The organism is Nocardia sp. NPDC055165 (genome assembly GCF_053606985.1).
On sequence record NZ_JBSGSS010000005.1, the window covers coordinates 407,661 to 419,570 of the forward strand.

Genomic DNA, 11,910 nt, shown 5'->3' on the forward strand with positions numbered 1-11,910 from the left:
GCGGCACCGGGCCCTTCGGTCGAACTACTTGGCGTCGAATTCCCGTGCGCGCAAGGAGCGTTCGATGCCCGCTCGGCCCTCGGAGACCAGGCGGTACAGGGCGGGTGGGTGGTCGCCTGCCAGGAACTCGTCGGCCTTGGTGACGGCTTCCTCGCTGATCGCCCAGTGCGGGTACAGCCCGATCACGACGGTCTGGGCGACCTCGCTCGAGCGGCGGTCCCAGACGGCGGGGATCTCGGCGAAGTACTTGTCCACGTACGGTGCGAGCACCGCACCCTGACCGGCCGGGGCGAAGCCGCCGACGATGGCGCGGGCGGTGATGTTGGGCACCGAGTCGTCGCCCATCACCGTGTCCCAGGCCTGCGCCTTGACCTCGGGGATCGGGCGTGCGGTGGCCGCGGTGGCGGCCTGGCGTTTACCTGCCGCGGTCGGGTCGCCTTGCAGTTCGGCGTCGATGGTCGGCGAGGCCGGACCGTCGCCGTCGATCCGGCCCGCGGCGGCCAGCGCGGTGATGATGCGCCAGCGCAGGTCGGTGTCGACGGTAAGACCGGGCAGACCGGCCGCCGCCGGGTCGGCGTCGAGGAGCCGCGCCAGCACCTCGACGTGGCGCGATTCCAGCTTCGCTCCGGTCAGCGCGTTGACGAAGGCGAGCTGATGGTCCGAACCCGACTCGGCGGCGCGGGCCAGCTCGAGCAGCCGGTCGGCGTATGCCGCCCAGCCTTCCTGCTCTGCCCACGCCGGATCGGCGTAGCTCGAGATGGCGGTGTTGGCCTGCATGAGCAGTCGCTGCACCACCCCGATCTCGGACTCGGAGCCGATCCCGCGCTGCACGAGTGCCACGAAATCGCGGGCCTTCATCTCGGCCTGGCGGGTCATCTCCCAGGCGGCCGACCAGGCCAGCGTGCGCGGCAGCGAGTCGGCGATGTCACCGACGCGCTGTACGACCACGTCGAGCGAATCGGCGTCCAGGCGCAGCGAGCAGTAGGTGAGGTCGTCGTCGTTGACCAGCACCAGCGCACCGCGCGGCACGCCGACCAGCTCGGGCACCTCGGTGCGCCCGGTGGCGTCGAGGTCGAGTTCGACCCGGTCGGTGCGCACCAGCTTGCCGTCGACATCGTCGTAGACACCGATCGCGATGCGGTGCACGCGGTACTCGCCCGCACCGGGCGCGGCACCTTCCTGCACGACCGCGAAGCTCGAGAACGTGCCGTCCGCCGCGACGACGAAATCGGGGCGAAGGATGTTGAGGCCGGTGGTCTTGAGCCACTGCGCACCCCAGTCCGACAGGTCACGACCCGAGGCCTTCTCCAGCGCCGCGAGCAGATCGTCGAAAGTGGCGTTGCCGTAGGCGTGTTCGGCGAAGTAGTCGCGCAGGCCCGCCAGGAACGGCTGGAGTCCTACGTAGGCGACGAGCTGCTTGAGCACCGAAGCGCCCTTGGCGTAGGTGATTCCGTCGAAGTTGACCTCCACCGCGTGCAGGTCGGGGATGTCGGCGGCGATCGGGTGGGTCGAGGGCAGCTGGTCCTGGCGGTAGGCCCAGGACTTCTCCACATTCGCGAAAGTGGTCCAGGCGCTGGTGTATTCGGTGGCCTCGGCCTGGCACAGTACCGAGGCGAAGGTCGCGAACGACTCGTTCAGCCACAGGTCGTCCCACCACTTCATGGTGACCAGGTCGCCGAACCACATGTGCGCCATCTCGTGCAGCACGGTCTCGGCGCGACGCTCATAGGACGCGCGGGTCACCTTGGACCGGAACACATAGTCCTCGAGGAAGGTGACAGCGCCCGCGTTCTCCATCGCGCCCGCGTTGAACTCCGGCACGAACAGCTGGTCGTACTTGCCGAAGGCGTACGGCACGCCGAAGTTGTTGTGGTAGAACTCGAAACCCTGTTTGGTCTCGGTGAACAGCCGTTCGGCGTCCATGTGGTCGGCCAGCGACGCACGGCAGTACAGGCCCAGCGGGATCTCGCCACTCGCGTCGGTGAAGGTGTCGGACCACTTCGCGTACGGACCCGCGATCATGGCGACCAGGTAGGTGCTCATCCGCGGGGTGGTGGCGAACGTGTGGCGCACGACCGCGCCGAGCTCGAGCTGTTCGATATCGGCGCCGTTGGAGATGACCACCCAGTCCTCGGGCGCGGTGGCGACGATGTCGAAGGTGGCCTTGAGATCGGGCTGATCGAAGCAGGCGAACATCCGCTTGGCATCGGCGGTCTCGAACTGCGAGTACAGGTACACGTTGTCGTCGGTCGGATCCACGAAGCGGTGCAGACCCTCACCGGTGTGCGAGTACTCGCAGTCGGCCTCGACCACCAGCTCGTTGTTCTCGGCCAGCCCCGGCAACGCGATCCCGGTCGACTCGTCGTAGGAGCTCACATCGAGCGCGACGCCGTTGAGCACCGCTGACCGCACGCGCGGCGCGACCAGATCGATGTAGGTGTCGGCACCGGGGGTGGCGGTGAAGCTGACAGTGGTCTTCGACCCGAAGGTGTCGGACACCTCGGACCCCGCTCCGCGCGGCTGATCGGTGAGGTCGAGTTCGATCCGGTAGTTCTGCACGGCCACTACGGCCGCGCGTTCGACCGCCTGGTCGCGGGTGAGATTCGGGGCGGACATTGATCTCCTTCGTCGTCGACGAACACGGCACGGTAGTTCGGCGTCCACAATGCCACTTGCCGTCGGCCCCCGCTCACGAGTTTCCCGTCCACGCCGGCGTGACGGTCGTGCGGCCACCCTCCGGCCGTGGCGCGGATCACGAGGAGAGCGACCGACTCCGCGTCGCGGTGACCAGGCGTGATTCGGCCCTCGGGGCCGTCTGTACAGTTCGTACATACTCAGTATGTAGACGACCCATGATTCGGAGGCTCGACGTTGAAGCATGTGCACGCCGGGAAAGTTCGTGACCTCTACGAGGACGGCGATACCCTGCTGCTCGTCGCGTCGGACCGGGTCTCGGTCTACGACGTGGTGCTGCCGACGCCGATTCCGGACAAGGGCGCGCTGCTGACGCAGCTGTCGAACTGGTGGTTCGAGTACTTCACCGGAATCCCGAATCACGTGGTCTCGGCGACCGACGTGCCCGCGGAGTTCGCCGGGCGCGGGATTCGGGTGAAGCCGTTGAAGATGCTGGCTGTCGAGTGCATCGCGCGGGGATATCTGACCGGGTCCGGCCTCAAGGAGTACCAGCGGTCGGGGACCGTGTCGGGGATCGCGCTGCCCGCGGGGTTGCGTGACGGCGACAAGCTGCCGGAGCCGATCTTCACGCCGTCGACGAAGGCGTCCGAGGGCCACGACGAGGCGATCAGTTTCGCCGATGTGGTGAACCAGGAGGGCCGTGAGGTGGCCGAGAAGCTGCGCGATCTGACCCTCGAGATCTACTCGCGCGGGGCCGAGCACGCGGCGAAGGCCGGCGTGATCGTGGCCGATACGAAGGTCGAATTCGGGTGGGACGGTGACGTTCTCACCCTTGGTGACGAGGTGCTGACCTCGGACTCCTCGCGCTTCTGGCCCGCCGACGAGTGGGAGCCGGGTCGAGCCCAGCGCTCCTTCGACAAGCAGTTCGTGCGCGACTGGTCGACCTCCACCGGCTGGAACAAGGAATACCCGGGCCCCGAGATCCCCGCCGATGTCGTCGAAGGTACTCGCCGCAAGTACGAAGAGGCCTACGAGCGCATCACCGGCCAGAAGTGGGCCGGAATCCAGGCGTGACTCGAGCGGCGCCGGTCGACGCACCGGCGCCACCATCGTTCGCCCGTCGAACACGGTGCGGGCCCGGCGTGGTCCTGTGGCGCGTCAGTGCACGGGTGCGTCGACGCCTTTGACCGCGCAGATGTGGTTCATGTTCTCCCTGCCCCAGGCGCCGAGTGCGGCAAGGGCCGCGTTGAGCGACACCCCGCGCTCGGTGAGTGAGTACTCGACCTTCGGGGGAACCTGCGCGTAGACCTCGCGATGGATGATCCCGTCGTGTTCGAGCTCGCGCAGTTGCTGGATCAGCATTTTCTCGGTCACGCCGGGAATCAGGCGTTTCAGGTCGCCGAAGCGCTGGGTGCCGGTGGACAGGGCCCACAGGATCAGCGCTTTCCACTTACCGCCGACGACGTCGAGCGCGGCGTCGAGTTCGCAGGAATACGGACGCACGCGCTGCTGCATGATGTCCTTACTTACCTTTTGGTGGGTATTGCACTTCATAGTCGGTACTTGTCGATTGTAGCGCAGCAGGCAAATCTAGAAGTGCGTTGCCGAACCGGCAGCAAGAACTTCGACGCAAAGGCAGCTATGACGAATTCAACGGCAGCACAGCGTGTTTCGGTGATCGGCCTCGGCGCGATGGGCACCGCGCTGGCCGAGGCGCTGTTGGCGGGCGGTCATCAGGTGGTGGTGTGGAACCGCACCGCGGCGCGGGCCGAAGCGCTGGTGGCGCAGGGCGCGCGGGTGGCCGCGACCGCGGCCGAGGCGATGGCGGCGGCCGATCTGGTCATCCTGTGTGTTCTCGACGACGCTGCCGTGCGCGAGCACATCGAGCCCGCCGCAGCGCTGGTGCGGGGCCGAACGGTGGTCAACCTGACCACCACGACTCCTGAGCAGGCACGTGCGCTGGGCAGGTGGGCCGCGGCCAACGAGGTCGAGCTGATCGACGGCGGCATCATGGCATCGCCCGAAATGATCGGCGGCGCGGCTTCGCTCGTGATCTACAGCGGGTCGACCGCGGCATTCGATCGTCACCGGTCGGTGCTGGAACTGTTCGGCCGGGCCGAATTCGTCGGCGCGGATCTCGGTGCCGCCGCCATGTACGACCTGTCGATCCTCTGCGGGATGTATGCCATGTTCGCCGCGTTCCGTCAGGGCGGCACGATGGTTCGCACCACCGGCGGCACCGCGGCGCACCTGGCCGCGCTGATGGTCCCGTTCCTGCAGGCGATATCGACCTCGTTGACCGCGCAGGCCGTCGGCATCGACACCCCCGCCGACTACGTGCAGATCCAGAGCGACGAGTTCACCGCCGCCGCCATCGATCTGATCGACAAGGCGGCGGTCGAATCAGGCACGTCCACAGACCTTTTCGGTGTGCTGCGCCGTACGCTCACCGGGCTCTGAGCCGATTCGCGCCGCCACCGAGAGCCGGTGGTGGCGACGGGATCAGCGCGCGGCCTGGTGTTCGGCCGACCGGCGCGCTTGGGCGGTCGGCCGAACGGTCGTTGTCAGGCGGCAACGCGACTCGCGGCGAGCAATGCGTCGACGAAGCCCTCGGCTTTCGCGTCGAAGGCGGCGTAGTGGGTGGTCCGCGCGTCCCCGCTGATCGCCTCGCCGATCACGAGATTGCCTTCGGCGTCGAGACTTTGGGGCTGCTCCTCGGCATCGGGAAGCAGGCCGACCCGCGAGTCGGCGAAACCGCTGTAGTAGGCCAGGCCCTCGTTGAGCTGGGCTTCCAGCAGCTGCTGCATGCCGGGGATGATCGCGTCATCGGCTGTCGCTCCGGCCAATCCGAGCCACAGGATGCGCTTGCCTCCCAGCCGCGGCTTGCTGCGGCCGTAGGCGAAACCGTAGTTCCATACGGCGTCGATCCAGCCTTTGAGCAGGGCGGGCACACTCTGCCAGTAGACCGGGAACACCACGACCACAATGTCGGCGGCCAGCATGCGCCGCATGTGCGCCTCGGCGGTGGGGGAGTAGATCTTGTCGCGGTTGCCCCACTCGGGCTGGTCGGCGACGGTCATCCGCGGGTCGAAGTTCTCGGTCTGCAGATCGAGGAAATCGACCGTGTACCCGGCGGCGGTGAGGCGGCCGACGGCGCGGTCGGCAACATGGGCGGACAGCGAGTCGGAGCGGTGATGGCCCAGGACCACGAGCGCGGTGGGACCCGGCGCCGAGGGATCGGTGGTGCTCGATCCGGTGGTGGTCAGTTCGGCGGTGGCAGTCGTGGTGGCGGCGGACTGGGTCACGGTGAGCTCCTGTTCGATCGGGTGCGGGCTGGTCGGCCCGGTCGCTTCAGTCAACCGTGGATCGCGTGGACGATCTATGGGCGATCATCTCCAGTCGATAGGAATTCGTCTACGCTGGTGGAGTGGACCCGTTGAGTTCGTTGCTGAGCGGCATTCGTGCCGAAGGATCGGTCGTGGCCCATGCGGTACTGCGACCACCGTGGACGATTCGTTTCGCCGACCGTGCGCCCTTGATCATGGTGACGGTGCTGCGTGGCGGCGGCACCCTGGTGCTCGCTGACGGATCACGCACGACTCTGATCGCCGGTGACACCGCGCTCGTGCAAGCGGGTGAGCCCTTCCATCTGGCAGACACGCCCGCCGCGCTCGGCCGTCCACACGAGCGCTACGAGCTGTCCTGTTTCGTGCCGGACGGCTTCGGTCCCACCGACATCAGTTGTGCGACATCGGAATTGATCGTCACGCCAGCGACAACCGGTGCGCCCGGCGAGACTTCGCTGCTCGTCGGCGCCTATCGGGCATCGGGGCGACGCCACGAACGGCTGTTGCGAGCGCTACCGCAGGTGATGGTGGTCCACGAAGACCCGGAAATGTGTTTGTGGCTGGAACAATCCGCCGCCGACGCGGTCCGGTTCAGCGCGGGCTCGCAGGCGCTGATGGACCGGCTGCTGGACTGGGCGCTGGTCTGCACGCTGCGCTCCTGGCTGGCCGAACAGCAGCATTGCGCGCCCGCCTGGTACCGGGGGATGGCCGACCCGATCGTCGGCCCGGCACTCACCGCCATCCACGACCGGCCGTTCCACCGCTGGACCGTGGCGAGCCTGGCCACCGAGGCGGCGGTCTCGCGCGCCCTGTTCGCCCGGCGCTTCACCGAGGTGATGGGCGAACCGCCACTGGCCTACCTCACCGAATGGCGCATGGCCGAAGCCGAAGAGCTGCTCGCCGACCCCGCGCGCAGCGTCGCCCAGGTGGCCACCACGGTCGGCTATTCCGACGCTTTCGGCTTCAGCGCGGCTTTCAAACGACTCCGCGGGACGAGTCCCACCGAGTTCCGGGCCGCGCTGGTGTAGGGCGGGCATCGTGTTCGATGCCCGCCCGCCGGCAGGTGGGTCAGTTCCTCGGTGTGAGCAGGACCAAGGGGATCTCGCGTGTGGTTTTCGTCTGATAGTCGGCGTAGCCCTTGTAGGCCTCGGTGACCCGAGGCCACAGTGCCGCGCGTTCGTCGGGGGTGGCGACATGGGCTGTCATCGGGCGCACGGGGCCGTTGCGCAGTGACACCTCGACGTTCGGGTTGTCGCGCAGGTTCACGAACCAGGAGGGATGGGTGGGGTCGCCGCCGCGGGAGGCGACGATGACGATCGTGTCGCCGTCGATGATCGGCGCGGTCAACATGACCTTGCGCGGCTCGCCGGATTTGCGGCCGATCGTGGTGAGTTGCAGGGACGGCATCCCGAAGAACGAGTTGCCGAGGCGTCCGCCTGTCACCGTGAGCAGGGTGCGGTGGACTCTGTTCATGATCTTCAGCTGAAGGTCGCTGGGCATAGCTGAAATCTACCCCGATCTCAGTGCAGCTGATCGGTGAGGCGGTCGAGGAAGGGGCGCTGGCCTTTGCCGAGCTTTTCCCGCGCCGTGGCGGGGTCGAACCAGTCCGCCCGGTCGATCTCGGGGAATTTCGCGACCTTGCCCGACCGTGGCGGCCACTGCATCTCGAATGTGCCCGGCACGACATCGGCCGGGTCGAGATCGCCCTCGACCGCCCACACGGTGAGGTACTTGCGTTTGGCCCCGCTGCGATAACTCACCTCACCGAGGTCGATCCACTCGCCCTCGGGTACCGGCAGCCCGAGTTCCTCGGTGAACTCCCGCCCGGCGGCGTCGCGCGCGGACTCTTCCTCGGACAGGTACTCGCCCTTGGGAATCGACCACGCCGAGGCGTCCTTCTTCGCCCACAGCGGCCCGCCCATGTGCCCGAGCAGGACCTCGATTCCGGCCTCGACGCGGCGATACACCAGCACGCCCGCACTGAAAACGTCCGTCATCGGAGCGAGTCTGCCAGGCGCCTGCTCGCGCGACGTCGCCAGCCTGGGTGACGGCGAAAGCGAGCTGCACACCGGCGAATTCGGGGTCGGACGACAGCTCCTGATATCACGCGTCGCCCGCTCGCAGACGTGCGGCGCGCAGCAACAGGTAGTCGCGTTCCGGCACGCTGGCGGTCTGTCTGGCCGCCCGCTGGTATTCGCGCACGGCCGCAGCCTGCTCGCCTGCCATTTCGTGAAGATGCCCGCGCACGGCGGCGAGGCGGTGCGATCGCGCCAGCGGCTCGGCGACGCTGTCGGCTACCGCCAGCCCCGCTACCGGACCGTGCACCATCGCGGTGGCGACCGCGCGGTTGAGGGTGATCATCGGATTGGGGGTCAGACGTTCGATCATGGTGTAGAGCTGCAGGATTCGCGTCCAGTCGGTGTCCTCGGGGCGTCGGGCCTGCGCATGCAGAGCCGCGATGGCGGCCTGCATCTGATAGAGACCCGTCAGCCCGGCAGGCATGGTCGCGGTGAGCAGGCGAAGACCCTCGGTGATCTGGGTGCGGTCCCAGCGGGAGCGGTCCTGCTCGGTGAGCGGGATCAGTTCGCCGTGCGCACCGGAGCGGGCGGCGCGCCGGGCATCGGTGAGCAGCATCAGCGCGAGAAGACCGGTGACCTCGGCGTTCTCCGGCAGCAGCGTGCGCAGCGCACGCGTGAGCCGGATCGCTTCCGCCGAGAGGTCCCCGCGACGCAACCCCGTTCCGGCGGTGCTGGTGTGCCCCTCCGTGAAGATCACGTACAGCACCTGCAGCACCGCGCTCACCCGGGTGCTGTCGTGCGCGCCGTCGGCGAACGGCCGATCCGATTCGGCCAGACGCTTCTTCGCCCGCGAGATACGTTGACCCATGGTCGATTCCGGGACGAGGAAGGCCGCCGCGATCTCGGCGGTACTCAGGCCGCCGACCGCCCGCAGCGTCAGGGCCACCGCTCCGGCGGGCGGCAAGTCGGGATGGCAGCACAGGAAGTACATGTCGAGGGTGTCATCGCGACCGACCGCCTCGACGGGCACATCCCGCACGAAAACCGTGGTCTCCCTGCGTCGCCGCGCCACCTCGGCGCGCACCGCGTCGGCCATCCGCCGCTGCGCGACCTGGATCAACCAGCCACGCGGATTGTCCGGAAGTCCGTCGCGATCCCACTGGGTTGCCGCCGCGAGCAGCGCGTCCTGCACCGAATCCTCGGCGAGGTCGAAATCACCGAAGCGGCGGACCAATACGCCGAGGACCTGCGGCGAGAGTTCACGCAGCAGGTCCTCGATGCGCGCAGTCAGCGTCTCGCCTCAGGCCACGTCGGGCGCGCTCATGATCTGGCGCACCTCGATGTATTCCCCGATCGGCTTGCCACCGGGGCCCGGCGCCGCGGAGGCCTGCGCGGCGATCTCGACCGCGCGCTCGACAGAATCGACATCGACCACCCAGAAACCGGCCAGGAACTCCTTGGTCTCCGGGAAAGGCCCGTCGGTGACGACCGGCGCCGAGCGACCGTCGGAGCACACGATCATCGCCTGATCGGGTGCGGCCAGGCCCTGCGCGTCGACGAGTTCGCCCGCGGCGGCGAGTTGTTCGCCCAGCGCCCGCTGGAAGTCGATATGGGCGGCGATGTCCTCGGGTGCCCACTCCGGCAGCGGGATGTCGCAGTAGGCGGTCTCGGAATAGGTCTTGACCAGCATGAATTTCATTGTTCGGCTCCTGCTCGCTGCGCCCTCGCGGCGCGTTCGACGGTTGGTCGGAGCCGATGAGCAGTCTTCGACACAACGATCGCTGTGAAGTGGATCACAGCGGGATGCCCGGGTCTGCCAGCCGGTCGGGGTCGACGGGCTCCGCCGATCCGATCAGCTGCTTGATCCGGTCGGTCACATCCCACACATTGACGTTCATCCCCGCGCGCACCCTGTTCTGCGTGTCCAGCCAGAACGCGACGAATTCGCGCTCATCGAGATCGCCACGCACCACCACCCGCACGTCGTCGCCGCGTCCGACATAGCCGGAGTACTCCATCCCGACGTCGTACTGATCGCTGAAGAAATACGGAAGCCGGTCATAGACAGCCGCTTTGCCCAGCATCGTCTTCGCGGCGACCGCGGGCTGATTCAGCGCGGTCGCCCAGTGTTCGATGCGGATCGGCCGGTGCAGCAGCGGATGGTCCTGCTCGGCGATATCGCCCACCGCCACCACATCGGGGTTGCTGGTGCGCAGGGCGGCGTCCACCAGCACGCCGCCGTCGACCGCCAACCCGGCCGCCGTGGCCGCCTCGATATTGGGCTGCGCGCCCACCGCGACCAGCACCGCCTGCGCGGGCACCACGGTGCCGTCGCCGAGCTGCACGCCGGTCGCCTCGTCCTCGTCGGTGAGGATGGCGTCGACGGAGGTGTTCGTGCGCAGGTCGACGCCGTGCGCGCGATGCAGATCGGCGTAGAACGCGCCCATCTCCGGGCCGAGCACCGTGACCAGCGGCAGATCGGCCGTCTCGATCACCGTCACCTCGACACCCTTTGCGCGGGCCTGCGCGGCGACCTCGAGACCGATCCACCCGGCCCCGATGATCACCAGGCGCCGGTCGGTGCGCAGTATCTCGAGCAGCGCGTTCGAATCGCCGATCGTGCGCAGCGTATAGACGTTGGGGGCGTCGGCGCCGGGAATGTCGAGCGTGCGGGCTCGCGAACCGGTGGCGAGAGCCAATTTGTCGTAGTCGAGCGTGGAACCGTCGGGCAGTGTCACCGTCTTGGCGATCGGATCGAACGCGGTCGCGGTGGTGCCCAGTCGCAGGTCGACGTGGTGATCGCGGTACCAAGCAGCCGGATCGACGGTGAAATCGGGCAGTTGCTGGGTGCCCGCCAGGTGCTGTTTCGACAGTGGCGGGCGCTCGTACGGCAGCTCCTCTTCGGCGGCCAGCAGAGTGACGCGGCCGTCGAAATCGTTGGCGCGCAGGGCTTCGGCGATCTTCGCTCCGCCCAGACCTCCACCGATGACGACGAAATGCTGATTCGAGCTCATGAACGGACCCCTTCTCGCGGACGACCCGGACTCCTCGCAACCCGAGCTTAGTGCGCGTTTTCACCCACGGGAACGATTCCGGCGGTGATGCGGTTGCACCAATCGGTGGGGCGACCCGGCCCACCGCAGCTGACCCGAGAGGAACCCATCGTGAGCGAGCAGGCCACCAAGGATGTCGCCGATTTCTGGTTCGACCCGCTGTGCCCGTGGTGCTGGATCACCTCGCGGTGGATCCTGGAGGTCGAGAAGGTGCGCGATATCGAAGCGCGCTTCCACGTGATGAGCCTGGCGGTGCTCAACGAGGGCAAAGAGGGCCTGCCGGAGCGGTATGTCGACATGATGGCTGCCGCGTGGGGCCCGGTGCGGGTCGTCACCGCCGCTGGTCAGAAGTACGGCGACGAGATCCTGTCCCCGCTCTACACGGCGCTGGGCACCCGGATCCACGACCGCAAAGCCGAGTACGAGCGCGAGACGCTGCAGGAGACCTTCGACGCGGTCGTCGCCGACGCGCTCGCCGAACTGAACCTGCCCGCCGAACTCGCCGAGGCCGCGACCAGCACCGACTACGACGAGGCGTTGCGGGCCAGCCATCACGCGGGCATGGACAAGGTCGGCCCCGATGTCGGCACGCCGACCATCCACATCAACGGGACTGCCTTCTTCGGGCCGGTGCTCTCGCGCATCCCGCGCGGCGAGGACGCGGGCAAGGTGTGGGACGGCGTGGTCGCGCTGGCCTCGTACCCGCACTTCTTCGAGCTCAAGCGCACCCGCACCGAGGACCCGGTCTTCGACTGAGCATGCGGTCGGGGGGGGGGGGCGGCGGGGCCCCCCCCCCCGCCCCCCCCCCCAGCGCGCCGCCGCCGCGGCGGGGGCGTGTAAGGGTGAACACCCCGCCGC

At 68.0% G+C, this 11,910-nt stretch carries 12 protein-coding genes; 4 read left to right on the top strand and 8 right to left on the bottom strand.

Annotated elements, in window-relative coordinates:
- Positions 1 to 24: 24 nt before the first annotated feature.
- Positions 25 to 2,616: an aminopeptidase N gene (gene pepN, locus ACWFRF_RS13895; RefSeq protein ID WP_452450201.1), complete on the bottom strand. Its 2,592-nt coding sequence runs from the start codon at positions 2,614 to 2,616 to the stop codon at positions 25 to 27.
- Positions 2,617 to 2,871: 255 nt separating this feature from the next.
- Here pepN and ACWFRF_RS13900 point away from each other — a divergent pair, with 255 nt between their 5' ends.
- A complete protein-coding gene (locus tag ACWFRF_RS13900) occupies positions 2,872 to 3,708 on the top strand; it encodes a phosphoribosylaminoimidazolesuccinocarboxamide synthase (RefSeq protein ID WP_378995596.1) in 837 nt (278 codons plus the stop codon).
- A gap of 84 nt (positions 3,709 to 3,792) precedes the next feature.
- Here the strand turns inward: ACWFRF_RS13900 and ACWFRF_RS13905 are convergent, their stop codons facing one another.
- Complete coding sequence (locus ACWFRF_RS13905; protein ID WP_378995598.1) at positions 3,793 to 4,149, bottom strand: winged helix-turn-helix transcriptional regulator; 357 nt, start codon at positions 4,147 to 4,149, stop codon at positions 3,793 to 3,795.
- Positions 4,150 to 4,230: 81 nt separating this feature from the next.
- Between ACWFRF_RS13905 and ACWFRF_RS13910 the strand changes: the two genes are divergently transcribed.
- Positions 4,231 to 5,094: an NAD(P)-dependent oxidoreductase gene (locus tag ACWFRF_RS13910; RefSeq protein WP_452450204.1), complete on the top strand. Its 864-nt coding sequence runs from the start codon at positions 4,231 to 4,233 to the stop codon at positions 5,092 to 5,094.
- 104 nt (positions 5,095 to 5,198) lie between these two features.
- Here the strand turns inward: ACWFRF_RS13910 and ACWFRF_RS13915 are convergent, their stop codons facing one another.
- A complete protein-coding gene (locus ACWFRF_RS13915; RefSeq protein ID WP_452450206.1) occupies positions 5,199 to 5,993 on the bottom strand; it encodes an NAD(P)H oxidoreductase in 795 nt (264 codons plus the stop codon).
- A gap of 68 nt (positions 5,994 to 6,061) precedes the next feature.
- On the opposite strand from ACWFRF_RS13915, the gene ACWFRF_RS13920 reads away from it, so the two are divergent.
- Positions 6,062 to 7,009, top strand: a complete 948-nt coding sequence (locus tag ACWFRF_RS13920; RefSeq protein ID WP_378995603.1) for an AraC family transcriptional regulator — start codon at positions 6,062 to 6,064, stop codon at positions 7,007 to 7,009.
- 40 nt (positions 7,010 to 7,049) lie between these two features.
- Here ACWFRF_RS13920 and ACWFRF_RS13925 read toward each other — a convergent pair whose 3' ends face one another.
- The 5 genes from ACWFRF_RS13925 to ACWFRF_RS13945 all read right to left on the bottom strand — a co-directional run bounded on the left by ACWFRF_RS13925 (position 7,050) and on the right by ACWFRF_RS13945 (position 11,013).
- On the bottom strand, positions 7,050 to 7,481 hold the full coding sequence (locus tag ACWFRF_RS13925; RefSeq protein WP_378995605.1) for a nitroreductase family deazaflavin-dependent oxidoreductase: 432 nt from the start codon (positions 7,479 to 7,481) through the stop codon (positions 7,050 to 7,052).
- Positions 7,482 to 7,501: 20 nt separating this feature from the next.
- A complete protein-coding gene (locus ACWFRF_RS13930; RefSeq protein WP_452450209.1) occupies positions 7,502 to 7,978 on the bottom strand; it encodes an NUDIX domain-containing protein in 477 nt (158 codons plus the stop codon).
- A gap of 106 nt (positions 7,979 to 8,084) precedes the next feature.
- Positions 8,085 to 9,233, bottom strand: coding sequence for an RNA polymerase sigma factor (locus ACWFRF_RS13935; protein WP_452450210.1), 1,149 nt, complete (start codon positions 9,231 to 9,233; stop codon positions 8,085 to 8,087).
- 66 nt (positions 9,234 to 9,299) lie between these two features.
- Positions 9,300 to 9,698 carry a YciI family protein gene (locus tag ACWFRF_RS13940; protein ID WP_266298409.1) on the bottom strand — a complete coding sequence of 133 codons (399 nt, stop codon included), beginning with the start codon at positions 9,696 to 9,698 and terminating at the stop codon, positions 9,300 to 9,302.
- Between the two features lie 94 nt (positions 9,699 to 9,792).
- The gene (locus ACWFRF_RS13945; protein ID WP_378995609.1) at positions 9,793 to 11,013 is read right to left on the bottom strand and encodes an NAD(P)/FAD-dependent oxidoreductase; all 1,221 of its coding nucleotides are present in this window, start codon (positions 11,011 to 11,013) and stop codon (positions 9,793 to 9,795) included.
- A 150-nt stretch (positions 11,014 to 11,163) separates the two neighbouring features.
- On the opposite strand from ACWFRF_RS13945, the gene ACWFRF_RS13950 reads away from it, so the two are divergent.
- Positions 11,164 to 11,808 (top strand): mycothiol-dependent nitroreductase Rv2466c family protein, encoded by a 645-nt coding sequence (locus ACWFRF_RS13950; RefSeq protein WP_379316054.1) that lies wholly within the window; start codon positions 11,164 to 11,166, stop codon positions 11,806 to 11,808.
- Positions 11,809 to 11,910 lie beyond the last annotated feature (102 nt).